Origin of the sequence: Stenotrophomonas sp. VV52 (assembly GCF_002893095.1) — a bacterium.
Classification (GTDB): domain Bacteria; phylum Pseudomonadota; class Gammaproteobacteria; order Xanthomonadales; family Xanthomonadaceae; genus Stenotrophomonas; species Stenotrophomonas aracearum.
The window spans coordinates 68018-93567 of record NZ_PKQQ01000015.1; the positions used below are offsets into that span (position 1 = coordinate 68018).

Genomic DNA, 25550 nt, shown 5'->3' on the forward strand with positions numbered 1-25550 from the left:
CCACCGGGCTGACACACCGCATCGGTAGCGCCGGCCGTTGGCCGGCCCTCAACCAACTGCTTTTGATCGTAGCGCCGGGCTCTGCCCGGCCGCTCTTCGCAAGGAATCACCATGGCTGACAAGCCCCGCCAAATGCTGCTCGATCCCGGTTTTGAACTGACCCTGCGCCCGATGCGCTACCCGCAGTTCTATGACATGTATCGCAACGCGATCAAGAACACCTGGACCGTGGAAGAAATCAACTTCCAGATCGACATCAGCGACCTGCACACCAAGATGTCGCCGGGCGAGCGCCACCTGATCCACCGCCTGGTCGCGTTCTTCGCCACCGGCGACTCGATCGTGTCCAACAACCTGGTACTGAACCTGTACCAGCACTTGAACGCGCCCGAAGCGCGCATGTACCTGTCGCGCCAGCTGTACGAAGAAGCGCTGCACGTGCAGTTCTACCTGACCCTGCTCGACAACTACCTGCCGGATCCGGACGAGCGCGTCAAAGCCTTCGCCGCGGTGGAGAACATCGACTCGATCAAGAAGAAGGCCGACTTCTGCTTCAAGTGGATCGACTCGATCCAGGACCTCAAGCGCATCGAAACCCGCGAAGAGCGCCGCCAGTTCCTGCTCAACCAGATCTGCTTCGCCGCGTGCATCGAAGGCCTGTTCTTCTTCGCCGCCTTCGCCTACGTGTACTACTTCCGTTCGCGCGGCCTGCTGCCGGGTCTGGCTTCGGGCACCAACTGGGTGTTCCGCGACGAAAGCGCGCACATGGACTTCGCCTTCGAATCGGTCCGCGTGGTCCGCGAAGAAGAGCCCGACCTGTTCGACGACAAGATGAAGCAGGAGGTCTACGACATGTTGGCCGAAGCCATCGACTGCGAAGTGCAGTTCGCCGAAGACGTGCTCTCCGGCGGCGTGGCCGGCATCTCCACCCGCGACATGCGCGAGTACCTGCAGCACTGCGCCGACAACCACTTCGCCAAGCTCGGCATGGAGAAGAAGTACAACGTGCGCAACCCGCTGCCGTTCATGGAGCTGCAGGACGTGCAGGAGCTGACCAACTTCTTCGAACGCCGCCCCTCGGCCTACCAGGTGGGCGTGCAGGGCGAAGTCGCCTTCGACATGAACTTCTGAGTCCATCCAGAACGTGTCCCGAAAGACCCCGGCGCTGCCGGGGTTTTTTCGTTGCAGGCGTCCGTGTCACCGCCGCTGCCGTATCATCCGCGCGACACCCCTTCACACGGCCGCCCCCCATGACCGCCACGCCCGACATCGTCCCGCCCACCGAAGTGCGCATGGCCGAAATCGTCTTCCCCAACCACACCAACCACATGGGCACCCTGTTCGGCGGCCAGGCGCTGGCCTGGATGGACAAGGCCGCCTTCCTGGCCGCCGCACGCTACTCGCGCCGCACCGTGGTCACCGCCCGCTCCGACCAGGTCGACTTCAAGCTGCCGATCAGCGTCGGCCAGATGGTCGAAACCGTGGGCCGCATCGTCGAAGTCGGCCGCAGCTCGATGAAGGTGGAAGTGGAGCTGATCGCCGAAGACCTGCACACCGGCGAGCGCAAACTGTGCACCCGCGGCCACTTCGTGATGATCGCGCTGGACGAAAACCACCACCCCACCGCCGTGCCCGCCCTGCCGGCCGACATCGCCGGACCCTGAACAGGCCGGGGCGATTGCGAAGCCTGCAATCGCCCCCATCTAGCTGGCATGCCTACGCCCCTGGCCGACTTCATCCATAGCGCGCGCCGCCTGTTCGTCCTGACCGGCGCCGGCTGCAGTACCGACTCCGGCATTCCCGATTACCGCGACGCCGACGGCCAGTGGAAGCGCACCCCGCCGGTGAACTACCAGGATTTCATGGGCGGCGAGCCCACCCGCCAGCGCTACTGGGCACGCAGCCTGATCGGCTGGCCGCGCTTCGGCCAGGCCCTGCCGAATGGGACCCGTGCCGCCCTGGCCGCACTGGAAGCACGCGGCCAGGTGGAAGTGCTGCTCACCCAGAACGTCGACTGCCTGCACCAGCGTGCCGGCAGCGAAGCGGTGATCGACCTGCACGGCCGCCTCGACCAGGTGCGCTGCATGGGCTGCGAAACCCGCAGCGATCGTGAGGCCTTCCAGCACACCCTGCTGGCCGCCAACCCCGGTTGGGAAACGCTCGAGGCGGGCATCGCACCGGATGGCGACGCCGACCTGGAGAACGTGGACTTCAGCGCGTTCAACGTCCCGGCCTGCCCGCACTGCGGCGGCATCCTCAAGCCAGACGTCGTGTTCTTCGGCGAAAACGTCCCGCGCGCACGGGTAGACGCCGTGCACGCCCACCTGCAGAACGCCGACGCCGTCCTCGTGGTCGGCTCTTCGCTGATGGTCTATTCCGGCTACCGCTTCGTCCAGGCCGCCGCCAAGGCAGGCCTGCCAGTAGCCGCACTAAACCTCGGCCGCACGCGCGCCGACGACCTGCTCACCCTGAAGGTAGAGCAACCCTGCGCCCCCGCCTTGTCATTCCTGCTGCCAGCTACCGCGTAAGACTGTCTCCCGCACCGTTCCACACATACGGTTGCCCGCAAACCCACTTCGCGGTGCAATACCCACCTGTTCTGATCTCCCCCCAAGTCGCCCGCCCGTGAGCCAGCTCTTCTCCCCCGTATCCTTCGGACCGCTCCAACTGTCCAACCGCATCGTCATCGCACCGATGTGCCAGTACTCCAGCACTGACGGACTGGCCAACGACTGGCACCGCCAGCACCTCGGCCAGCTCGCCCAGTCCGGCGCCGGCCTGCTGATCCTCGAGGCCACCGCCGTCCTCCCCGAAGGCCGCATCAGCTGGGCCGACCTCGGCCTGTGGGATGACGCCACCGAAGCCGCACTGACCTCGGTGATCGCCTCGGTCAAGCAGTGGTCGCCGATGCCGCTCGGCGTTCAGCTCGCCCATGCCGGCCGCAAAGCCTCGTCCCCCCGTCCATGGGACGGCGGCGGCCAGATCCCGGCCTCCGACCCGCACGGCTGGACCCCTGTCGCGCCCTCGGCAATGCCGTTCAACAAGACCGACACCGTCCCCACCGAACTGGACGCCGCCGACATCGATGCCGTAGTCGAAGCCTTCGTCACCGCCGCCCGCCGCGCCGAACGCGCTGGCCTGGACCTGATCGAACTGCACGCCGCCCACGGCTACCTGCTGCACCAGTTCCTCTCGCCGCTCAGCAACCACCGCCAGGACGAATACGGCGGCTCGCTCGAAAACCGCATGCGCCTGCTCGTGCGCGTCTTCGACGCCGTGCGCGAAGCCGTCTCCGACCGCATCAGCGTCGGCGTGCGCATCTCCGCCACCGACTGGGTCGCCGGCGGTTGGGACATCGAACAGAGCAGCACGCTGGCCCAGATCCTCGACATGCGCGGCTGCCAGTTCCTGCACGTGTCCAGCGGCGGCCTCGACCCGCGCCAGCAGATCACCCTCGAACCCGGCTACCAGGTGCAGTTCGCCGCCGCACTCAAGGCCAAGGTCCGCATGCCGGTGATCGCCGTGGGCCTGATCACCGACCCGGCCCAAGCCGAATCGATCCTGCGCCACAACCACGCAGATGCCATCGCGCTCGCGCGCGGCATCCTCTACGAACCGCGCTGGCCGTGGCACGCCGCCGCCGCCCTGGGCGATTCGGTCACCCCGGCCCCGCAGTACCTGCGCTGCGAACCGCGCGAAGCACGCGGCGTGTTCAACGCGCCAGGCGCGTAACGCGTACCGGTAACGCCCCACCGCTGGTGGGGCGCGCCCGGGCGCACGCAGGAAGGTTTCAACTGACAGCAACGCTGCTCCTTCCGGCGCGGGTCCACTAGACTCGACCCATGCGCCCCGATTCCATCCTCACCCTCTCATGCCCGGACCGTACCGGGATCGTCTACCGCGTCTCCGGCCTGCTGTTCGAGCAGGGCTGCAACATCCTCGATGCGCAGCAGTTCGGTGACGACGAGAGCGGCCGGTTCTTCCTGCGCGTGCATTTCGACCGTGACTCGGGCCAGCCCATCGAAACCATCCAGAACCGGATGGCAGGCCTGGCAACCGACTTCCACATGGACTGGCAACTGCACGACGCCCGCCGCCGTGCCCGCCTGCTGGTGCTGGTGAGCAAGCAGGGGCACTGCCTCAATGACCTGCTGTTCCGCGCGCACAGCCGCCAGCTGCAGGTAGACATCGCCGCAGTAGCGTCCAACCATGAAGACTTCGGCGCCCTGGCAGGCTCCTACGGCATCCCGTTCCATCACCTGCCGGTCAACGCAGACAATCGCGCCGTGCAGGAGCAACAGATCATCGATCTGGTAGAACGCGAGCAGATCGACCTGGTCGTGCTGGCCCGCTACATGCAGATCCTGTCACCGCGCCTGTGCCAGACCCTGGCCGGCCGCGCCATCAACATTCACCATAGCTTCCTGCCCAGCTTCAAAGGTGCCCAGCCGTATCACCAGGCGCACGCCCGCGGCGTCAAGATCATCGGCGCCACGGCACATTACGTCACCTCCGACCTCGACGAAGGCCCGATCATCGAACAGGACGTCGCACGAGTCGATCACGCAATGACCCCACGCGATCTGGTCCGCCTCGGCAGCGACACCGAATCGCAGGTACTCGCGCGTGCCGTCCGCCGCCACGTAGAGCACCGCATCATCCTCAACGGCCACCGCACGGTAGTGTTCCGGTAACGGGTTCCATCCGACACGTGGCACTGGAAACACACCGGCGCGTGACCCCGTAGTGCCGGCCGCCGGCCGGCTCCTCAGCGACAATAGGTTCCCCGACAGCACCCCGGAGCAACACGTGTCATCACCCTACTGGGGAGAGTTCCTCGCACTCGCCGTCATCCACTTCCTCGCGGTCGTAGCCCCGGGCCCTGACTTCGCCGTAGCCGTCCGCCAAAGCGTCCGCTTCGGCCGCAAGGCCGGCATCTACACCTCTCTCGGCATCGGCGCAGGCATCTCGGTCCACGTGATCTACACCCTGATCGGCGTGGGCGCGCTCCTGCACACAACCCCGTGGCTGATGACTGCAGCCAAATGGCTGGGCGCCGCGTACATCTTCTACCTGGGCGTGAAATTCCTCGCCAGCAAACCGGGCAGTGCGGGTGGTGTAGTCGCCGACGGGAAGCCCGAGGCAGCGCAGCAAAGCCTCAGGCAGGCATTCGTCATCGGCTTCATGACCAATGCCACAAACCCCAAGGCAACCCTGTTCTTCCTCGCGGTGTTCACCACGATAGTCAGCGCGAAGACCCCGTTGCCCATCCAGCTGCTCTACGGCGCATGGATGTGCCTGGTCAACGCCGCATGGTTCGTACTGGTCAGCGTCGCCTTCTCAACCGCAGCCGTGCGACAGAAGTTCCTCAGCACCAGCCACTGGTTCGAGCGCGTAATGGGCGTGCTGCTGATCGGGTTCGCGCTGCGGTTGGTGTTCATGGCGTAGAAGCGGCCGGGCAGAGCCCGGCGCTACCTGGGGCCAGCCGGGCAGGGCCCGGCTCTACCGTTCCTCATCCGCTTTGCGTGAGCGCTTCTTCCTTGGTTCGTGCTTGCGATAGCGGTAGGGCAGGGGGACTGGGGTTTCGTCCAGTATCAGGGTCACGCGGCCGGGTGAGGTCTCCACCCATACACGGTGACCCACCTTCAGCCCCAGTCGTTCAAGCCAGACCCCGCACAGCTGCAGGCGGGGAATGAAGAGTCCAGGTGGCAGGATGTTGCCGGCCGGGTGTTGCAGGGCGGAAATGCGGATGCTCTTGGGCTGGTGCCAGCCGATGCCGACCTGCTGGTTGGGGTCGGTGGACGATTCCATCTTCGAACTGCTCATGCGAGTACTCCCTTGGAAGTACTCCCTCGTCGGCGACGAGGGAGTCGGGAGGTTGATATCCGTTCGACCAACGGTGTGACTTATTTCCCCACGGGGTGTTGTATTCGCCACCCACCCGACGCAGAACTGCATACTTTCATTAGTCGAACGAGGGGATATCAAACCCCGAGCCAACACGATGCACAGCTGCTCAATGACAGAGAAGTTGGCATTTCCTAAGGATAACGGTGTATCGATACGCCGCGTCTATGGTGCGTCGCAAGTGGGCCGGATATTGGCTGGCGCGGCATTTTTAGTGCTACAGAGGTCGCAGAATCAACGGTTCAACGCCCGTTGGAATGTCGAAGAATTTTGATGTGCGCTCATGTAGCGCTGTCGCTAACGGCCGTTCGTGCGCTGGCTTCCGCTTGGGTCCGCGATGACACGCGTGGCGTGTCACTACGCTTGCGCGCGAAGCTGCGTAGCGACACGCCATGCGTGTCCCACGCACCGCCGGATCACACGCGCCCTTTAAACGATCGCAATCTTCGCCTTGGCCAGCGCCTCACGCACCATCCCATCATTGGCCTCGGTCACCGGCCGCGTCAGGTCCCAAAGAAACTTCACCCGGAACCCGGACTTCACTGCGTCCTGCGCACTCCACAGCACGCAATAGTCCCGAGCCAACCCACACACATGCACCTCGCGGATACCACGCTCATGCAGCCACCCGGCCAGACCCGTGGGCGGGCGGTTCCCGTCCGGCCCATGGTTCTCGCGGAACGCACTGTACGAGTCCACCTCGCGCCGCGTGCCTTTTCGCAGGATCAGGTCCGCCGGCGTCCAGTCCACCCCAGGATGCAGCGCCGCGCCCGGCGTGTCCTGCACGCAATGATCCGGCCACAGCGTCTGCGGCTGCGCGTGCAGCAGGATGGTCTCGAACGGCAGCTGGCCCGGCTGCTGGCTCGCGTACGAGGCGTGATCCGCCGGGTGCCAGTCCTGCGTGGCCACCACCGTGCGGTACCGGCGCTGGGCCAGCAGCGCGGCAATGCCCGGCACGATGCCATCGCCGTCCACGCAGGGCAGCGCACCGCCGGGCATGAAGTCCGGTTGCAGATCAATCACGACCAGGGCAACGTCGGCGGGGAATTGGCTCATGTCAGGCGTCATGCGGGGGTGGGGTGTCCCAGTGTAGCGGACACCCCTGAACCGGATTCCGCGTCAGGCCGCGTTCGCGTCCGCCGTCTCATCCCGCAACTGCCGCGCCGCAGCCACCAGCGCTTCCAGCGCCGCCCGGGTTTCCTTCCAGCCGCGGGTCTTGAGTCCGCAGTCCGGGTTCACCCAGATCTGCTCCGGTCGCAGCACCTCGGCGGCCTTGCGCAGTAGCGAGAGCATCTCTTCCTTGTCCGGCACGCGCGGGGAATGGATGTCGTACACACCCGGCCCGATCTCGTTCGGGTACTGGAACTTCACGAAAGCATCCAGCAGTTCCATCCGCGAGCGCGAGGTCTCGATCGAGATCACATCGGCGTCCATCGCCGCCACCGAGTGGATGATGTCGTTGAACTCGGAGTAGCACATGTGGGTGTGGATCTGGGTAGCGTCACGCACGCCGCTCGCACTGATCCGGAAGGCTTCCACCGCCCAGTCCAGGTACTCGCGCCATTGTGCGCGACGCAGCGGCAGACCTTCGCGGATCGCCGGTTCGTCGATCTGGATCACGCCGATGCCGGCCGTTTCCAGGTCCAGCACCTCATCGCGGAGTGCCAGTGCGATCTGTCGGCAGGTATCAGCGCGCGCCTGGTCGTCGCGCACGAACGACCACTGCAGCACCGTCACCGGGCCGGTCAACATGCCCTTCATCGGCCGGTCGGTCAGCGACTGTGCGTACTGCGACCAACGCACCGTCATCGGCTGCGGGCGGCTCACGTCGCCGTAGATCACCGGCGGCTTCACGCAGCGCGAGCCATAGCTCTGCACCCAGCCGTTCTTGGTGAAGGCGAAGCCTTCCAGCTGCTCGCCGAAGTACTCCACCATGTCGTTGCGCTCGAATTCGCCATGCACCAGCACGTCCAGCCCGATCTGCTCCTGGATGCGCACGCAGTGCTCGGTCTGGGTGGCGAGGAAGGCGTCGTAGTCTGCGTCGGAGAGCGTGCCGGACTTGTTGCGCGCACGCGCCTCGCGCACTTCCTGCGTCTGCGGGAACGAGCCAATCGTAGTGGTGGGGTAGCGCGGCAGCTTGAATGCGGCAGCCTGTGCCAGATGGCGCTGGGGATAGGGGCTATGGCGCTGCGCATCAGCTGCGGTCAGCGCGGAGAGACGCGCGGCCACGGCGGGGTTGTGCACGCGCGGCGACCGGCGGCGCGATTCAATGCGCTCGCGCGAGGAGGCCAATGCAGCTTCGGCGCGTGCCGGCGCATCGATGGCGTCGGCCAGCACGCGCAGCTCGCCCAGCTTCTGCTTCGAGAACGCCAGCCAGCCACGCAGTTCGTCGTCCAGCTTCTTCTCATGGTCCAGGTCCACCGGGCTGTGCAGCAGCGAACACGACGGCGCCAGCCACAGGCAGTCGCTGCCCAGCTGGCCGTGGGCGTAGCGTGCCAGCACCAGCGCGTTGTCCAGATGCGTGCGCCAGATGTTGCGGCCATTGACCAGCCCCGCCGAGAGCACGCGCCCGGCCGGCAGCGCCTTGATCACCACGTCCAGCTGTTCGGGTGCACGCACCAGGTCCACATGCAAGCCATCCACCGGCAGCGAGGCGGCCAAGGCCAAGTTGTCGTCCAACGCGCCGAAGTAGGTGGCCACCAGCACCTTGGGGCGCTTGGCTTCCGCCAGCACCGCATAGGCGTGGGTGAACGCAGCGCGCGCTTCGGCACTGAGATCCTGCACCAGCGCCGGTTCGTCCAGCTGCACCCACTGTGCACCGGCCGCCTGCAGCTGGTCCAGCAGGTCCACGTAGACCGGCAGCAGCGCATCCAGCAGGTCCAGCGCGGGACTGCCATCCACGGTCTTGGACAGCAGCAGGAACGTCACCGGGCCAATCAGCACGGGACGGGTTTCAATGCCCAGCGCCTTGGCCTGGCGGTACTCGGCCAGCGGCTTGTCGCCGCGCAGCGCGAAGCCCTGGCCGGCCTGCAGTTCGGGCACCAGGTAGTGGTAGTTGGTGTCGAACCACTTGGTCATTTCCAGCGCATGCAGGTCCACGCCTTCGCGCTGCAGCCCCCGCGCCATAGCGAAGTAGCCGGTGAGCGGGTCGGCGTCGGCCAGTGCGCGGTAGCGGGCCGGAATGGCATCGAACAGGAAGGCGGCATCCAGTACCTGGTCGTACAGGCTGAAGTCGTTGCTGGGCGGAACATCCACCCCGGCATCGCGTTGCAGCTGCCAGTGCGTGGCCCGCAGGCCGGCGGCGGTGTCCAGCAGAGAAGTGGCGCTGCTTTGGCCCGACCAGAACGCTTCCAGCGCGCGCTTGAGCTCGCGTTTGGCGCCGATGCGGGGGAAGCCCAGATTGGTAACAGTGGTCATGAAACGTATCCTCATTGCGTAGGCATTGAGGAACGAAGGAACTGCGCGGCCCGCACGCCATTGCTGCCGTGCCCGCCCCGCCAGCGACCTTCGCCCCCGCGGGCGAACCGGATGCCGCGAAGCGGACGCACGGGGGCAGCGCCCTGCACTGTGCAAGGCGTCAGGCCCCGGCAACCTCCCCGCGGACGTTCCAGGTCGAATCAGAGGACGGTCGTGTCCTCCGGCCGGGGCCGGTATTCGGGCTGATGGACACGGGCGCGAACGCCCACCTACTCCCTGCCGCTTCCCAGGCCGCAAGGCCCAGTGCTGTTGGCAGGTGTCGTTTCCATTCACCGCTGCGGGGCAGCTCCGGAATGGGTGCGCAAGGCACCGTCACCGGATTCCCGTTTAAACCCATCCCTTCATCTGCATGAAGAGATGGATACCTTCGGCGAGCACAAGGTAGGCCGATTGGGGGATGGGGTCAAGGGGAGGAGACTTATGCCACTGCATCCGCCACGCCTCTTCCCCCGTATCTCTCCACGACCTCCCTCTGGAAACGGGCATGCGCCGCTCATTCACAGTTCCTGCCGGGCTGCTTCTGCTGCTGTGCCCGCTGTTGGCCGGTGCCGAAACCGTCCAGCGCCAGGAAGGGCGCGCGTTCTCCGCCGAGGGAAACACGTTGCTCTACCGCGAAACCCACTGGCTGCAGGGCCCACCCACCGCGCAGTCGCGGCTGGTGCTGTACCGCTGCGCCGATGGCCGCCCGTTCGCGCGCAAGTGGATGACCCCGCAGGGGAGCGCGCAGACGCCGGACTTCAGCCTGGAAGATGGCCGTGATGGTTATCAGGAAGGGGTGCGTGGCAGCGGCGCGTCTCGCACGGTGTACCTGCGCAGTTCGGCTACTGCAACGCCGGTCAGCCGCACGTTGGTAGTGCCGAACGATGCAGTGGTCGACGCGGGCTTCGACGCAGCCGTACGCGGCCACTGGGCCGCCCTGCGCGAGGGCAAGCCGGTGGCGTTCCAGTTCGTGCTGCCCAGCCGTCAACGCCTGGTGCCGCTGAAACTGCAGCGCACCGGCGCAACCACCTGGCAGGGCCAACCGGCGCAGCAACTACAGATGAAACTGGACGCATGGTTCGGCTTCGCAGTGCCAGCAGTCACGCTGGTCTACGCCAACGCGGACCAGCGCCTGCTGCAGTTCACCGGCACCGGCAACGTGCGCGACGCCAAGGGCCGCTATCCGCAGGTGCGCGTGGAGTTCCCCAGTGCGCCTGCGGCCGCCACTGCGGCCGAGCTTGCCACGGCCAGGGGGCAGGATCTGGTGAAGATATGCGACAGCTGAATACCCTCTTGCAGCCAGTCAAAAGAGCAACGACCATGCAGGCACGCGCCTTGCCGACACCGAGTTCTCGATGCCTGAGTTGGATGCTTCCGATACCGCCGCAGCCGCACGCCTCAACGGGCTGCTGGTGCAGGTGGCCAGCGGCGACCGCCACGCCTTCGAGCAGGTTTACCAGCTCGCTTCCGGTCGACTGTTCGCGATCTGCCTGCAGCTGCTGCGCGACCGCAACGACGCCGAAGACGTGCTGCAGGACGTCTTTTCCTCGGTCTGGAACAAGGCAGGCCAGTTCGATCCCGCCAAGGCTTCGGCCATGACCTGGCTCTCCATGACCGCCCGCCACCGCGCGATCGACCGCCTGCGCGCCGCGCCGCCGCGCGCGATGGACGACCTCTCGGTGATCGATGACCTGCCCGACGGCGATGCCCAGCCACCGCAGGCCGCCGAGCAGTCGTCCGACCGCGCGCGCCTGGCCCAGTGCCTGGAAACCCTGGAGAGCAAGCGCCGCGCGCTGATCCGCGCGGCGTTCCTGGACGGCTCCAGCTATGAAGAGCTGGCCCGTCGCATCGGTTCGCCGCTGGGTTCGGTGAAGAGCTGGATCCGGCGCGGCCTTGGCCAACTGCGGGTGTGCCTGGAACGATGAACATCCGCGACCTTCACGACGAATTCGACGACGAACAGCCGCCCAGCGCCGACATCCTGGCGGGCGAGTATGTGCTGGGCGTGCAGGACGCCGCCGAGCGCCGCCAGCTGGAACAGCGCATCGCCCAGGACCCGGGCTTTGCCCGCCTGGTCGAACAGTGGCAGAACCGGCTGGCGCCGCTGCTGGACGCGTTCGGCAGCGAAGCGGTGCCTGCGCATGTGTGGCCGCGCATCCGCACCGCGCTGGGCTGGCCGGCAGCGGTAGTCGCACCCAAGCTGTGGCAGCGCACCGGGTTCTGGCAGGGCATGACCGCCCTGGCCGCCGCCCTGGCGCTGGTAGCGGTGTTCAACCGTCAGCCGCTGCAGGAACCCGCACCGGTTACCCCGGTCGCCGTCACCCCGGCACCGACCCCGGCCGAGCCGGAGCAGGCGACCAAGCCGGTCACCCCGCTGCTGCGCGACGACGGCACGCCCGGCTGGCTGGCCTCGGTCGACAAAGCGCAGGGCAAGGTGTTGATGGTGCCGGTACCGGCCGCGGCCGACGCGGCAGGGCGCGCGCCCGAGCTGTGGCTGATCCCGGCCGGCGGTACGCCGCGCTCGCTGGGTCTGGTCTCGATCAACCGCGCCCACACTGTGGCGGTGCCCGAGGCGCTGCGTGATGTTCTGGTGAACGGCTCGACGCTGGCGATCACGCTGGAACCGGCAGGCGGCGCGCCGCAGGGCATTCCGACCGGTCCGATCATCGCCAAGGGCGATATCGCCAACCTGTAAGCCCCACCCCTTCCGGATTTAATTTCGGAAGGGGTGCATCCAAACGCGGCGGGCCTGCGTATCTCCTGATGAACCCGTCAGGAGACGCGCGACATGCAGTCCCGTTCCACCCCCGATACCCCCGCCTGCGCACCGCGCAGCCGCTGGGCCACCGTGCTGCGCTGGTTCGATACCGGCGCGGAGCAACCGGTGGCGGGCACTGGCGGCAACCGCGTGGACTGGCTGCGGGCGATCCCGTTCGTGGCCATGCACCTGGCCTGCCTGGCGGTGATCTGGGTGGGGGTGTCCTGGGTGACGGTGGGCGTGGCGCTGGCGCTGTATGCGGTGCGCATGTTCGCCATCACCGCGTTCTACCACCGCTACTTCGCCCACCGCACCTTCCGCACCTCGCGCGTGGTGCAATTCGTGTTCGCGGTGATCGGCGCCTCCAGCGTGCAGCGCGGTCCGCTGTGGTGGGCCGCGCACCACCGCAACCACCACCGCCACACCGAAACCGCGGCCGACCCGCATTCGCCCACCGTGCACGGCTTCTGGTGGAGCCACATGGGCTGGTTCCTCACCACCGAAGGCTTCCGTACCGACTGGGCGCGCATTCCCGACCTGGTGCGCTACCCGGAACTGCGCTGGCTGGACCGCTTCGACACGCTGGTGCCGGTAGCGCTGGCCGCGGGATTGTTCGGGTTGGGCGCGCTGCTTGAGCGCATGGCTCCCGGGTTGGGCACCAGCGGCGGCCAGATGCTGGTCTGGGGCTTCTTCATCTCCACCGTGGTGCTGTTCCACGCCACCGTGACGATCAACTCGCTGGCCCATCGCTTCGGACGGCGCCGTTTCGCTACCGGCGACGACAGCCGCAACAACCTGTGGCTGGCCCTGCTCACCTTCGGCGAAGGCTGGCACAACAATCACCACTTCTTCCCGGGCACTGCACGGCAGGGCTTCTACTGGTGGGAAGTGGACATCACCTGGTACGGGCTGCGCGCGATGTCCGCGCTGCGCCTGGTGCGCGACCTCAAACCGGTGCCGGCGTGGGTGCTGGCCAAGGCGGAGCACTGACATGCGCATTGCCGTGATCGGGTCAGGCATTGCAGGGTTGGCCAGCGCGTGGTGGCTGGGCAGGCGCCATGAAGTAACGCTGTTCGAAGCCAACGATTATCTCGGCGGTCACACCCACACCCATCTGGTGCAGGTGGATGGACGCCTGCAGTCGGTGGATACGGGTTTCATCGTGTTCAACCCGCAGAACTATCCGTTGCTGACGGCGCTGTTCAACGACCTGGGTGTGGCCTCCCAGCCCACCACGATGAGCTTCTCGGTGCACAGCGAGCGCAGCGGCGTGGAGTACAACGCAACTTCGCTCGACACGCTGTTCTGCCAGCGCCGAAACCTGGCCTCGCCGCGCTTTTGGGGCATGCTGCGCGACCTGCGCCGCTTCTATCGCGAAGCGCCGAAGCTGCTGCACAGTGGCGGCGAAGGGCCGTCGCTGGGCGAGTTCCTCGACGCGGGCCGCTACGGCGGTGCCTTCATCCAGGAGCACCTGCTGCCGATGGCCTCGTCACTGTGGTCCGCGCCGATCGCCAGCCTGGCGCATTTCCCCGCGCGCTACCTGGTGCAGTTCATGGCCAACCACCAGATGCTGCAGGTCAGCGGTCGTCCGGAATGGCGCGTGGTCACCGGCGGCTCGGCGCGCTATGTGGACGCGATGCGTCGGCGCTGGCGGGTGCGTGAGCGGCTGGAAACCCGCGTGCTGGGGGTGGAGCGACACGAGCACGGGGTACGCGTGCTGACCGCCGAAGGCCTGGAAGGTTTCGACCAGATGGTGCTCGCCTGCCACAGCGACCAGGCGCTGGCGCTGCTGTCCGACGCCGACCCCATCGAGCGCAGCGTGCTCAGCGCGATCCGCTACCAGCCCAACGAAGTGGTACTGCATACCGACGCCTCCCTGCTGCCCCGCAATCGCAAGGCCTGGGCCGCCTGGAATGCGCATGTGCCGCGCGATCCGATGGCGCCGTGTTCTGTCAGCTACTACATGAACGCGCTGCAGGGTATCGACACCCCCAGCCCGCTGGTGGTGACGCTCAACCGTACCGAGGCGATCGCGCCGGACAAGATCCTGCGCACCCTGCACTACGCCCACCCGGTACACGACCATGAAATGGTGCGTGCACAGGCGCGCTGGTCTGAAGTGCAGGGCCGGCGGCGGACCTGGTTCGCCGGGGCGTACTGGGGCTGGGGCTTCCACGAAGATGGCATCCGCAGCGCGTGCCGGGTGGCGGACGCGTTGCACCTGCTCGAAGCCGAAGCCTACTGGCCGCTGTCGCAGGGCATGCCCGCATGACCGCAAGCGCCATCTACCGTGGTCGCATGCAGCACCGTCGGCACGCGCCGCAAGCGCACGCGTTCGACTACCCGGTGGCGCAGCTGTTGCTGGACCTCGATGAGATCGATGCGGTGTTCAACCGCCGCTGGTTCTGGTCGGTCGGACGCCGCAACCTGGCCGAGTTTCGCCGCAGCGATTACCTGGGCGACCCCGCCCAGCCGCTGGCCGAAGCGGTACGTGGCCGCATCACCGAAGCACTGGGCCGCGCACCGGTCGGCCCGATCCGGCTGCTGACCCACCTGCGTTATGGCGGGCACGTGTTCAACCCGGTCAGCTTCTACTACTGCTACGCCGCCGACGGCACCACGCTGGACTGCATCGTGGCCGAGATCACCAACACGCCGTGGAAGGAACGCCATGCCTACGTGCTGCCGGTGAGCGAGGCCGACGCGCACGGCCGTGCGCTGGGCTGGACCTTCGACAAACGCTTTCACGTGTCGCCGTTCATGCCGATGGACTGCGAGTACCGCTGGCGCTTCACCGCCCCCGGCAACGACCTGCACGTGCACATGCAGGTGTGGCGCGACGGCGAGCGCCAGTTCGACGCCGACCTCGCCCTGCAGCGCCATCCGCTCAACGGCCCAGGCCTGGCCCGCGTGCTGCTGCGCTACCCGCTGATGACCGTGCAGGTGGTGGCCGCCATCCACTGGCAGGCACTGCGTTTGTGGCTCAAGCGCAACCCGGTGCACGACCACCCTTCCATTGCTGGAAAGACCCCATGAACGACATGACCCAACCGCTGGCGCTGCCCCAGCCAAGCGCGCTGGAGGCCTTCCTGCGCCGCCGCCTGCTGGCGCAGCTGGCACCCCTGCACGGTGGACGGCTGCACCTGCGCGACGCGCTGGGCGATGTCACCCTGGGCGACGCAGAGGCACCACTGCAGGTCACCGTATGGGTGGACAACCCGGCGTTCTACCGCGCGGTAGCGGCGCAGGGCAGCGTGGGTGCAGGCGAGGCCTACATCGCCGGCCACTGGCGCTGCGACAATCTGGTCGCACTGGTGCAACTGCTGGTGGGCAACCGCGCGCTGCTGGATGGCATGGAGCGCGGCCCGGCGCGGCTGGGCGGTTGGCTGCTGCAGGGCTGGAACCATCTGCGTCGCAACACCCGCGAAGGCAGCCGCCGCAACATCGCCGCGCATTACGACCTGGGCAACGCGTTCTTCTCGCTGTTTCTGTCCAGCGACCTGATGTACTCCTCGGCGCTGTATGCCGACCCCGGCGACACGCTCGAAGCGGCATCGCAGCGCAAGCTGGCGCGCATCTGCGAACAGCTGCAGCTCAAGCCCGGCGACCGTGTCCTTGAAATCGGCACCGGCTGGGGCGGCTTCGCGGTGTATGCCGCCCTTCACTACGGCTGCCACGTCACCACCACCACCATCTCCAGGGAGCAGTACGCCCTGGCCACCGAGCGGGTGGCCAGGGCGGGACTGCAGGACAAGGTGACCGTGCTGCTGAACGACTATCGCGACCTGGACGGCCAGTACGACAAGCTGGCCTCCATCGAGATGATCGAAGCCATCGGTGCGCAGTACCTGGACACCTACTTCGCCAGGCTGGGGCGGTTGCTCAAGCCGGAGGGCCTGGCGCTGCTGCAGGCCATCACCATCGAAGACCACCGCTACCAGCAGGCGCTGGGCAGCGTGGACTACATCAAGCGCTTCGTGTTTCCCGGCAGCTTCATTCCCTCACTCAGCGCCATGCTGGCCGCGAAGACCCGCAGCAGCGACCTGCAGCTGATCGGTCAGCACGACTTCGGCCAGTCCTACGCGCTCACCCTGCGCGCATGGCGTCGGCGCTTCCTCTCGCAGCTGCCGGCGGTTCGCGCGCAGGGCTTCGACGAGCGTTTCATCCGCCTGTGGGAGTTTTATCTGGCGTACTGCGAAGGCGGCTTCCTGGAGCGCTCCATCGGTGTCTCGCAGCTGCTGTTCGCGCGTCCCGGTTACCGGCCGGCCGACATTCCGGGAACCCACTGACATGATCAACCTGCTCTGGGTCTGGCTGTATGCCGCCGTCATCATGAGCTGGGGCTGGTGGTGGCAACGCCGTCACCAGAACATCGGTGTAGTCGACGTGCTTTGGGCCAAGGGCGTAGGCGCGTCGGCACTGCTGCCTGCCCTGCTCGGAGAAGGCGCAACGGCGCCACGCATCGCGCTGGCGGTGCTGGGCGGGCTGTGGGGATCGCGGCTCGCCCTGCACCTGTGGAAGCGCGTGCGCAGCGAGGATGAAGATGGCCGCTACCAGCATCTGCGCAAACACTGGAACGGGCACCAGGGCAAGATCTTCGGCTTCTTCCAGTTCCAGGCGCTGCTGGTCGTCCTGTTCGCGTTGCCGTTCGTGGCAGTGTCGCAGAGCGCGGACCTGCCGGTGGGCTGGATCATCGCCGCAGTGGCGATGTGGCTGTTCAGCGTAGGCGGTGAATCGCTCGCCGACCGCCAATTGGCGCGCTTCCGCGCCAACCCGGCCAACAAAGGCAAGACCTGCCGCGACGGGCTGTGGCGTTTCTCGCGGCACCCCAACTATTTCTTCGAGTGGCTGCACTGGTTCACCTACGTGTTGCTGGCCGTGCATTCGCCGCTGTGGTGGCTGGCTTGGTCTGGCCCGCTGGTGATGTATGTGTTCCTGCGTTGGGTAAGCGGCATTCCGTTTACCGAAGCGCAGGCGCTGCGCAGCCGTGGCGAGGATTACCGCGCCTATCAGCGCAGCACCCCGATGCTGTTTCCGTGGTTTCCCAAGGAGTCCAAACCGTGAATGTCGCCCGTGAATCGCTGCCGCTGCCGGACTACGCACCCGGGCTGACCGGCCTGGCCGAGCGAGGCCTGCTGCCGGACGCATTGCTGCGGCTGGGCATCCGCCGCCAGTGCGAAGCGCGCCTGCGCGAGGAAAGTGCCGGTGGCGTGGAAGCACAGGCGAAGCGCTTCTCCGAGCGCATCGTGGGCCTGTCGCGCAGCCCGGTGGCCCTGCACGTGGATGCTGCAAACCGCCAGCATTACGAAGTGCCTGCCGCGTTCTTCCAGGACTGCCTGGGTACGCGCCTGAAGTACAGCAGCTGCTACTACCCCACCGGCCGCGAAACGCTCGACCAGGCCGAGGAGGCAATGCTGTCGCTGTACGGCGAACGCGCCCAGCTGGCCGATGGCCAGGACATCCTGGAGCTGGGCTGCGGCTGGGGCTCGCTGACCTTGTGGATGGCAGAACGCCTGCCCGGCGCGCGCATCACCGCCGTGTCCAACTCCAACAGCCAGCGCGAATACATCATGGCCCAGTGCCGCGCGCGCGGACTGAAGAACGTGACCGTGCTGACCCGCGACGTGAACCAGCTGGTGCTGGACCCGGGCAGCTTCGACCGCTGCGTGTCGATCGAGATGTTCGAGCACATGCGCAACTATGCACGGCTGATGCAGCGCATCCAGCAGTGGTTGCGTCCGGAAGGCAAGCTGTTCGTACACATCTTCGTGCACCGCACCCTGATGTACCCGTTCGAAACCGAGGGCGACGACAACTGGATGGGCCGCCACTTCTTCACCGGCGGCCTGATGCCGGCGGCTGACACCCTGCTGCATTTCCAGCAGCACCTGCGCCTGCAGCAGCGCTGGCTGGTGGATGGCACCCACTACGAGCGCACCGCCAACCACTGGCTTGAGCGCCAGGACCAGAACCGCGACGCGGTGATGGCGGTGCTGCGCGCCGGCTATGGCGATGCTGCCGCCGCGCTGTGGTTCCAGCGCTGGCGCATGTTCTGGATGGCCTGCGCTGAGCTGTTCGGCTACCAGCAGGGCCAGCAGTGGATGGTTGCCCACTACCTGTTCGACCGCGCCTGAACGCCACGAGGAGAACGCCATGTCACTACGCTCCCTGCTTCCCCTGTTCACCGCCGGCATGCTGCTCAGCGGCTGCGGTGGCAATACCCGCCCGATTCCTCCCGTGGCCCATGTGGACGTGCCGCGCTTCATGGGCGACTGGTACGTGATCGCCCATATTCCCAGCCGGCCCGAGCGGGAAGCCTTCGACGCGGTCGAATCGTATGCGCTGCGCCCGGATGGCCGCATCCAGACCACTTTCAGTTACCGCAAGGGCAGCTTCCAGGCGCCGGTGAAGCAGATGCACCCTATCGGCACGGTCAAGGAAGGCACCGGCGGCGCGGAGTGGGGCATGCAGTTCGTGTGGCCGATCAAGGCCGAGTACGTGATCGTCTACCTGGACGATGACTACCAGCAGACCATTGTGGGCCGCAGCAAGCGCGACTACGTGTGGCTGATGTCGCGCAGCCCGCAGATGTCCGACCAGGACTACCAGAAGGCCATGGGCCGCATCGCCGCACTGGGCTACGACCTGTCGCAGGTACGCCGGGTGCCGCAGTCAGCCGCAACCGCCCCGCCAACGCAATAACTGCGGCGCCGTTCTCAGGCCCTGAGAGGGGGCTGGGGGATACTGGTCCCCTGGCGAGGGCAGAGGACGGCGACGTGGCGGACAAGTACTGCGATCTGGTCATGAAGGGCGGTATCACCAGCGGCATCGTGTATCCCAACGCGGTGCTGTCTCTGGCACGCGAATACCGGTTCAAGAGCATCGGGGGCACCTCCGCCGGCGCGATTGCCGCAGCGGTGGCAGCGGCGGCTGCACTGGGCGACCGGCGCTGCCGGGCCGGTGAGGCACTCGGCCCGCAGGCGGGTTTCCCCGGACTGGCCGATGTCTCCACCCAGCTGTCGCGGCGCGGCTTCATCTACAGCCTGTTCCAGCCTGCCTATGGCGCTCGCACCGCCTACCGGCTGCTGGTGATGCTGACCGGCAAGGCCGGGCTGCCGCGCAAGATCCTGTGCCTGCTGGCAGCGGTGTTCGCCATTGCGCCGCTGGAACTGCTGGCGGCGCTGGTGGGGCTGCTGGGGATCGGCTGGCTGGCGGCCGGGGTGGAGGGCATGTGGGCCACGCTGCTGCCTTCGCTGCTGTGCGCGTATGGGGCAGGCGTGCTGGCTTCGGCGCTGCGCATTGCACGGGTGGCGCGGCGCAACCTGCTCGGGCTGTGTTCGGGGACCACCCAGTCCGGGTCCGGCACTCCGGCGTTGACCGACTGGCTGCACACGCACCTGCAGGCGCTGTCCGGCAAGCCGCTGGACGAGCCACTGACCTTTGCCGACCTGCATGCCGCGCCGCGTTACCCGGGCGAGCCGGGCGGGGCGCACGCGATCAGCCTGCAGATGATCACCACCTGCGTCTCCCATACCGAACCGCGCACGCTGCCGTTCAGTGGCTCGCAGTTCTGGTTCTGCCGTGAGCAGTTCGAGCAGCTGTTCCCGGCCAGCGTGGTGGCCTGGCTGCTGGCCCGCGCCGGTGCGCCGCAGCGGGTGGAGGGCGTGGACTATTACCGCCTGCTGGAAGGCGAGCAGCTGCCGGTGCTGGTGGCCACGCGCATGAGCCTGAGTTTCCCGCTGCTGATCAGCGCGGTGCCGCTGCACGAACCGGCCCGGCGGGAGCGCCGTTGCGAAGCGGCGGCCGATCCTGTGCCGTCGCAGGACACCCGTACCGTGGCCGACAGCACCGAAGGCCTGACCAGTGGCGGGCACGATTGCGGTCCCGTGATTGCCGCGTTCCGCGTGTGCTGGTTCTCCGATGGTGGCATCAGCAGCAACTTCCCCATCCACCTGTTCGACGCGGCGCTGCCGCGCTGGCCCACGTTCGGCATCAACCTGGTGTATCCGCACGCGGCCGAGCCGCTGCGCGCAGCACCGGGTTCACCGGATGCGATCAATGCGGCGGTGTTCCTGCCTACTGAAAACCGCCATGGCTGGCAGCGCAGCTACCAGTCCATCGCCAAGCCGCTGGCCGCCGCTGAGATGTCCGGCTTCCTGTTCTCCATCGTCTCCACCATGCAGAACTGGCGCGATGTGCTGCAGGCGAGGGCGCCGGGCTACCGCGACCGCATCGTGCACGTGTCGCTGCAGGGCGACGAGGGGGGCATGAACCTGGACATGCCGCAGGAAGTGCTGAGCCGGATTGCGGCGAAGGGGAGCGTGGCGGGCGAGCGGTTCTGCGATTTTTCCTTTGCCAATCATTACTGGATCCGCTGGCGCAACCTTGCCTCCGCTTACCAGCGCTACACGCTGGAGGTAGCGCGCACCGACGACCCCACCCAGCGTGTGGCGGCGTGGCAGGATGCGTATGAGTCGGTGGCGAGTGGTGCACCCAACCCTCCGTCGTACCGGTTCGGCTCCGAAGAGAAGCGCCGCGCGTCGCAGCAGCTGTGGCGGTTGATGGTGGATCAGGGGCAGGCGTGGGAAGACCTGGGGCCGAACCTGACCGATGGGGCGCCGAGGCCGTTGCCGCAGATGAAAGTTACCCCGAGCTATTGACCGCGACCCGTTGCCGGGTGTGCGCCGCTCAAATGATTGGCGCCTGCGCCAATCATTCATCCAAACGCCGCAAAGACTGTCGCTGCGTGGAAATAAGCCATTGATTTCAAATGGGGCGCCAACGACAGGGGCACTGCGCCAAACATTCTGCGCGTTCTGGACTCCGGATTACCGCTGACAGGGAGCTGCCAAAAAGCGACTTGCATCACATATCATCCTGTGGCCTCGCCGCCGACGCAGGGCATCACTGACTTGGGAAGGTACTATTCCCAGAAGCACCTGCCTTTCAAGTGTCTGGACGGAGGTTATCGGCGCTGAGTTCAACGCGATCGAGATAGATGGATTCGGCAAGCGTCTACTGATCGCTGGCTTCCGCAGTGGCCAGGGCATTGACTGGATCATGGCGCAGCACTTGGCAGACCAAACACTGGAGCACTACGACTCAGTGGTTGTGGCAGCCGATGACCTATAAGCATCTGATAGACAGATTCTTGGATGCAGGCTTGTCCTTCATCATCCTTGATAAGGAGACTTACCTTCTTGAGCTAGGAATCAACAGTCGTTTGAGGTCGTCGAGGGTGCCGCCCGTTGGCTACAAGTTTTCTCCGTCAACACAAGCGGTCATCACACAGGCGCTGAACTCCGGTCGACTTGTGCATGAAATATCCGAAGTGCTCGGAGAGTTGGCGATGCCGCTTAAGCAAATATCAGTTGTCTCCGATGAGCTAGGGGGTCTGGGAATTGCTGCGACTGATCAATTTGGGCTGAGGTCTCGACTAGAGCTTGAGCATCGTCTTGTCGTTTGGTCCATGTACGAGCCCATGCTTGAATCACTTGTTGGTGCGGCCCTGCGCATTGGGCCTCGTAAGCCAGATCGCATCGGGAAGATGCGGCTGACTGGAGAGCAAGCGCTGCCTTGGACAAGGGATGAAGTTGATTAGGTACCTCGCCGGCTCGCGATCCATCAGTGACTGTTGAAGTTAATCAGGAGGAGCCTACTCATGTCGGAGAACGAACCTGCAACGGAAGTGGAGATGTGGGATCGCTGTCCTGCGAGGCTTTCTCCAGGGACACAGCGTGTGGACATCATCTCCCTCTATCTAAGCCGTCGCAGCCAGGCCGAGCCTACAGAGCTTGGGCGATTGCAAAACGGAACAGAGATGCACTTGTCGGGGTAAGCCAACTATGCATGTCTCGCCACAACGCCCGCACACATCCTTGGGGCTATTCTAGGGAAATGGAGGCTTTGAGTTCTGCTAGGGCAAGCGTGTAAGCCTTTCACCGTGGATCGCAATTCTGTCGAAGTCGGCTCCGGTGAGCTTGATAAGGCTCGTTGGGAACCTGGCGACGAAGTTTGCCTCTTCCTGATCTGCAAGGTCCCCACTGGTTGGACTGCCGATGTAGATCATTGCTCCCCTATTGGCACTCTTAGAGAGGTAGTGGTGAAAGGAGCGCACCCTTAGTGCATGTGACTGGTCAGACATGATGTCGGCCACGCGCTTGATCCGGAATGGATTCAGAGAGTATTTGCTGAAGCCCATATCCAAGGGCCTTCCTGCATCTGACACCAGGATGAAGTGGCCGTTCGGCTCCTTCGGCTCTCCACTACCCGCATCAAAGAAGGGCTCAAGTCCAAGGTTGTCGTATACGCCACCGTCGTAGAGATGGATTACAGAGCCTGGCTGGGAGTCTACCGTTTCGTGTGCAGGATCGCTCCAGCTCGCTCGACGCTTCCACCTGAATTTGTCCGCCCTGAGGCGAAGCGGACCAAAGCCGCCTGGGAAGGCGGCCGAGACAGCCATTGCGCTGGCCAGGGGGAAGTTGCCCGCAGTTGCGTAGCCCGTGAGGTAATCTCCCAAGTCTGCACGCTTGAACCGAAAGCGGCGTCCGTTCTCAGCATTGGTCCCATTGATTGACCAATCAGGTGTCGCGGGAAGATCGCTAAGCCTGTTCTCAATACCCCACCGGTGGCGCAGTGCAGCTGCCAAGAGATTCGAGCGGCTCAGCAAGAAGCGGAGATTCGACAGGCTCGACAATTCGCGGAGTGCATCCCACTGGAGGCTGCGTGAGGTGAGTTCATCGCGGAGTGCCGGGTAGATCTGTTCCAGAAACCGCTCTGAAGTCGGCCATGCCATGCCAGAGCGATGTAGCACAAGTCCGGTGACAAGGCTCCCTCCCGACACGCTGGATATCCGAGACACTGACTCCAAACAACCAGCGCCTGCCAGCGCCCGCATGACCCCCAAGTGGAAGGTCATTGCTCTGATGCCTCCACCGGACAGCACTAGATCGATCTGGCGATCTTTCAAGACTGGACCTCCGCCTGGACAACACGAATGTCATGGCTTCCAACGATGACTTGGATTGCCGGAAGGCCTTCTTCGTGCATTCCCATAGCGAGCCCGACCAGCTGCACAAGATCAGCTCGGCTTGGCTCTGGCGGACAGCCGTCTGGGTGGCTGTGCCACTCTCCAACGTATCCAACGATTCCAGCAGTGCGGTTCTGTGCCTCTGCAACGGCCTCTGGCATTCCGGCAATGCCGCGCTCAAATGAAGCGGGCGTACCCTTACTGTCGGTTGGCGCCGGCAGCGCCTCTACAACGACGAGCAGGTTCTGCGTGAAGTCGTGGTAACCAAGGAGGATGCCCCCCGTCTCGTTGGGAAGACTCTTGCTGCGCAGAGCATGCAGATGTTCGTATAGGCCTTCATCCATGTAGATGCTGAGACCATTAGCTGCTTGGTGTATCCGCCTATCAAACAGTGGGATCTCTATCGCTTCCGTTTGACCGCTCAAATCTCGCTGCCAGATCCACGCGGCGGCCTGGGGCTTGGCAATATGGACCGGGATGCTCTCGGCAAACTGACAGGCGTGAATCATCACACTCGAGTACGGTAGGACCATTGAGATGTCACGGCACGATGCTCCGCTCCAGAACGCTCCGCGATGGCCCTCAAGATGGGCTCTTCCCCAATCGGAATTGATGATGGCGCGGTAATACTGAGCTTCAATCGTACGCAAGCACCTTTCCTTCGCGACGTCCTCAAGCATCATGACTCCCGACCGACCGTTGGGAGTTACGAAGACGCTCACATGTCGTGATCGATCATCCACGACTGCTGACGCCCGCGGGTATCCCAGGTCTGCAGTTGCATCTACGACCAGGTTTGCGCTTCTGAGGGCCTGGGACAGCTCTGGCAATGTACTGGTGAGGACGTCTTCCTCGAGAGGAGTCACAGCCGAACTGTTACGCGTGACCTCTCCGGCATTCGCGGAGACTGCCAGAACCTTGGGTAGCCCAATCTGCCTATTGAATGCAGTGTGGCGTGACAGATTGTGTGGTCGGACATGATCTTTATCCACTACAGTCCACCGACCCCAGCCAGATCGAACCCATAGGTCCAGCAAAGCACTTCCCAAAGATCCAACGCCGATCAATACGCCTTGCGGCCCTGCATCGCTGAAGCCCGACTGGCTGCGTGCACGTTCAGGGCTGTTCTCCCAAAGAACGGTGACTGGATCAAGCCCGATAGACTCCCATCCTTCCTGCGGCTGATTTCCAACAACACCAACTGAGCTGAAGTATCGACCGTCATACGGGATAAGGGCACCGAGCATAGTGCCGATCTTCAGTGTCCCACCATCAAGGAAGAAGGCGCGATAGGTGATTCCTTCGACCTCGCCGGTCGACGCACGCTTGATGGGAACAGAGAGCAGCACAAGCGTGCTCGGAACCTCATCCTGGCGAGTGAGTCCGGCTGCAGGCGTTACTGCCTGGATCGCCGCGGTTACAAGCGGAACCAGGTCCGCTCCTCGCCGTGCCAAGAGTTCATTCAACTGTCCGAGAGTATGCGGATCCCATTCAATCATCCCGCTTTCAATGGGCTCAAGATCTACCTTGACCAGAGTAGCGTGGAGAGACTTGTTGGCAGGCAGTTGATCAACGATGCGCAGGGTCCAGCCATCGTTCTTACGCGCAGCTGCAGCGATGACACTGAGCTTCCCCCTTGCCGCCAGTTGGTCAAGATCCCAAGGGATCAGCAGTTCATGCCGAGACTCAAAGAACAGCATGTCCAAAGGCTGATCGGCCAGATGCAGCTCGCCCTTGGCATTCTTCTCCATCCACCACTGGATCCGAGCAAGAAATGACGAAGGAGTCCAGGTGCGAGCGACAACGGATGGCGGTTCGAAGTACAAGCAGAGCTGAGCTGGGCCCTGCGACGTCACGCTGTTCTGGTGTGCAAGCCTCGGAAATTCCTTCCGCATTGACCAAACGACCGTTGCCTTCGCATCGTCCTGAGGCACATGTATAAGCAGGCGCTCTCGAAAGCGGAGCCCGTATTCATTGTGGGTGGGCACACCGTGGCATTCAACGTCCACCATTAGGTAGACGGTCTGCAGCTCATCTACTTTGGCGCTACGCATTACTTCAATGAGCTTGAAGTCACGGTGAGCTTTGACAGCGGCGATCATCGCGCTTGTACGCGAAGTGACTGCCGCTGGATCGTCGAGAGCAGTCAATGTATGCGCAAAGTACTCCGAGCTCATGCTCCTGCCCTGGCAGGGCGGGAGGCAACGATGGCTGCAGAGCCAAATGACGACGCTGCCTTCGTCCATGTGACGCCTGCGGCAGCCACCTCAAAGGCAATTGGCTTGGGCTTGTTGGCGTTAGGCTCTTCCATGGTGACGAGGAAGGATCTTCCACCAACCTTCTCAAGATAGGACGCGTAGGTTCTGCGGGGGGTTCTACCCCGATATCACGGACGGTTCT

Annotated in this window: 23 protein-coding genes and 1 riboswitch; of the genes, 18 read left to right on the forward strand and 5 right to left on the reverse strand. The window is 65.0% G+C overall.

The features are described 5' to 3' along the window. The first annotated feature begins 111 nt into the window (after positions 1–111). The 6 genes from C2U58_RS18470 (at position 112) to C2U58_RS18495 (ending at position 5448) form a co-directional block, all read left to right on the forward strand. Positions 112–1131, forward strand: a complete 1020-nt coding sequence (locus C2U58_RS18470) for a ribonucleotide-diphosphate reductase subunit beta (protein ID WP_102947177.1) — start codon at positions 112–114, stop codon at positions 1129–1131. Positions 1132–1250: 119 nt separating this feature from the next. Then, positions 1251–1664 (forward strand): acyl-CoA thioesterase, encoded by a 414-nt coding sequence (locus C2U58_RS18475; RefSeq protein ID WP_102947178.1) that lies wholly within the window; start codon positions 1251–1253, stop codon positions 1662–1664. Positions 1665–1712: 48 nt separating this feature from the next. Beyond that, entirely contained in the window at positions 1713–2528 is an 816-nt protein-coding gene (locus tag C2U58_RS18480) for an NAD-dependent protein deacetylase (RefSeq protein ID WP_102947179.1), read from the forward strand. 97 nt (positions 2529–2625) lie between these two features. Continuing rightward, positions 2626–3732 carry an NADH:flavin oxidoreductase/NADH oxidase gene (locus C2U58_RS18485; RefSeq protein ID WP_102947180.1) on the forward strand — a complete coding sequence of 369 codons (1107 nt, stop codon included), beginning with the start codon at positions 2626–2628 and terminating at the stop codon, positions 3730–3732. 110 nt (positions 3733–3842) lie between these two features. After that, positions 3843–4694: a formyltetrahydrofolate deformylase gene (purU, locus tag C2U58_RS18490; protein ID WP_102947181.1), complete on the forward strand. Its 852-nt coding sequence runs from the start codon at positions 3843–3845 to the stop codon at positions 4692–4694. Between the two features lie 115 nt (positions 4695–4809). Then, complete coding sequence (locus C2U58_RS18495; protein ID WP_102947203.1) at positions 4810–5448, forward strand: LysE family transporter; 639 nt, start codon at positions 4810–4812, stop codon at positions 5446–5448. A 54-nt stretch (positions 5449–5502) separates the two neighbouring features. On the opposite strand, the gene C2U58_RS18500 is transcribed toward C2U58_RS18495, so the two are convergent. The 3 genes from C2U58_RS18500 to metE form a co-directional block, all read right to left on the reverse strand. Then, the gene (locus tag C2U58_RS18500; protein WP_102947182.1) at positions 5503–5826 is read right to left on the reverse strand and encodes a hypothetical protein; all 324 of its coding nucleotides are present in this window, start codon (positions 5824–5826) and stop codon (positions 5503–5505) included. A gap of 510 nt (positions 5827–6336) precedes the next feature. Next, entirely contained in the window at positions 6337–6963 is a 627-nt protein-coding gene (locus tag C2U58_RS18505) for a nicotinamidase (RefSeq protein WP_102947183.1), read from the reverse strand. A 63-nt stretch (positions 6964–7026) separates the two neighbouring features. Beyond that, positions 7027–9324: a 5-methyltetrahydropteroyltriglutamate--homocysteine S-methyltransferase gene (gene metE, locus C2U58_RS18510; RefSeq protein ID WP_102947184.1), complete on the reverse strand. Its 2298-nt coding sequence runs from the start codon at positions 9322–9324 to the stop codon at positions 7027–7029. A 210-nt stretch (positions 9325–9534) separates the two neighbouring features. Next, positions 9535–9768, reverse strand: a riboswitch (cobalamin riboswitch). 100 nt (positions 9769–9868) lie between these two features. On the opposite strand from metE, the gene C2U58_RS18515 reads away from it, so the two are divergent. The 12 genes from C2U58_RS18515 to C2U58_RS19940 all read left to right on the forward strand — a co-directional run bounded on the left by C2U58_RS18515 (position 9869) and on the right by C2U58_RS19940 (position 21722). Then, positions 9869–10648 carry a hypothetical protein gene (locus C2U58_RS18515; protein WP_102947185.1) on the forward strand — a complete coding sequence of 260 codons (780 nt, stop codon included), beginning with the start codon at positions 9869–9871 and terminating at the stop codon, positions 10646–10648. A 70-nt stretch (positions 10649–10718) separates the two neighbouring features. After that, the gene (locus C2U58_RS18520; protein WP_102947186.1) at positions 10719–11288 is read left to right on the forward strand and encodes a sigma-70 family RNA polymerase sigma factor; all 570 of its coding nucleotides are present in this window, start codon (positions 10719–10721) and stop codon (positions 11286–11288) included. Further along, positions 11285–12058: an anti-sigma factor gene (locus tag C2U58_RS18525; RefSeq protein WP_102947187.1), complete on the forward strand. Its 774-nt coding sequence runs from the start codon at positions 11285–11287 to the stop codon at positions 12056–12058. Before C2U58_RS18520 ends, C2U58_RS18525 begins: the two co-directional genes overlap by 4 nt. A gap of 153 nt (positions 12059–12211) precedes the next feature. Beyond that, positions 12212–13111 carry an acyl-CoA desaturase gene (locus C2U58_RS18530; RefSeq protein ID WP_253256785.1) on the forward strand — a complete coding sequence of 300 codons (900 nt, stop codon included), beginning with the start codon at positions 12212–12214 and terminating at the stop codon, positions 13109–13111. Between the two features lies 1 nt (position 13112). After that, positions 13113–14393, forward strand: coding sequence for an FAD-dependent oxidoreductase (locus C2U58_RS18535; RefSeq protein WP_102947189.1), 1281 nt, complete (start codon positions 13113–13115; stop codon positions 14391–14393). Continuing rightward, positions 14390–15157, forward strand: a complete 768-nt coding sequence (locus tag C2U58_RS18540; RefSeq protein WP_102947190.1) for a DUF1365 domain-containing protein — start codon at positions 14390–14392, stop codon at positions 15155–15157. The genes C2U58_RS18535 and C2U58_RS18540 overlap by 4 nt, the downstream gene beginning before the upstream one ends. Then, positions 15154–16410 (forward strand): cyclopropane-fatty-acyl-phospholipid synthase family protein, encoded by a 1257-nt coding sequence (locus C2U58_RS18545; protein WP_102947191.1) that lies wholly within the window; start codon positions 15154–15156, stop codon positions 16408–16410. Before C2U58_RS18540 ends, C2U58_RS18545 begins: the two co-directional genes overlap by 4 nt. Before the next feature lies 1 nt (position 16411). Continuing rightward, a complete protein-coding gene (locus C2U58_RS18550; RefSeq protein ID WP_102947192.1) occupies positions 16412–17185 on the forward strand; it encodes a DUF1295 domain-containing protein in 774 nt (257 codons plus the stop codon). Further along, a complete protein-coding gene (locus tag C2U58_RS18555) occupies positions 17182–18255 on the forward strand; it encodes a class I SAM-dependent methyltransferase (RefSeq protein WP_102947193.1) in 1074 nt (357 codons plus the stop codon). The genes C2U58_RS18550 and C2U58_RS18555 overlap by 4 nt, the downstream gene beginning before the upstream one ends. Positions 18256–18274: 19 nt before the next feature. Next, complete coding sequence (locus C2U58_RS18560) at positions 18275–18823, forward strand: lipocalin family protein (protein WP_102947194.1); 549 nt, start codon at positions 18275–18277, stop codon at positions 18821–18823. Positions 18824–18924: 101 nt separating this feature from the next. Beyond that, positions 18925–20781, forward strand: a complete 1857-nt coding sequence (locus C2U58_RS18565) for a patatin-like phospholipase family protein (protein ID WP_102947204.1) — start codon at positions 18925–18927, stop codon at positions 20779–20781. 461 nt (positions 20782–21242) lie between these two features. Continuing rightward, positions 21243–21722: a hypothetical protein gene (locus C2U58_RS19940; RefSeq protein WP_146033499.1), complete on the forward strand. Its 480-nt coding sequence runs from the start codon at positions 21243–21245 to the stop codon at positions 21720–21722. A gap of 315 nt (positions 21723–22037) precedes the next feature. On the opposite strand, the gene C2U58_RS18570 is transcribed toward C2U58_RS19940, so the two are convergent. Beyond that, entirely contained in the window at positions 22038–23066 is a 1029-nt protein-coding gene (locus tag C2U58_RS18570; RefSeq protein ID WP_301182361.1) for a patatin-like phospholipase family protein, read from the reverse strand. 20 nt (positions 23067–23086) lie between these two features. After that, complete coding sequence (locus C2U58_RS18575; RefSeq protein WP_172448192.1) at positions 23087–25327, reverse strand: ThiF family adenylyltransferase; 2241 nt, start codon at positions 25325–25327, stop codon at positions 23087–23089. Positions 25328–25550: the final 223 nt, after the last annotated feature.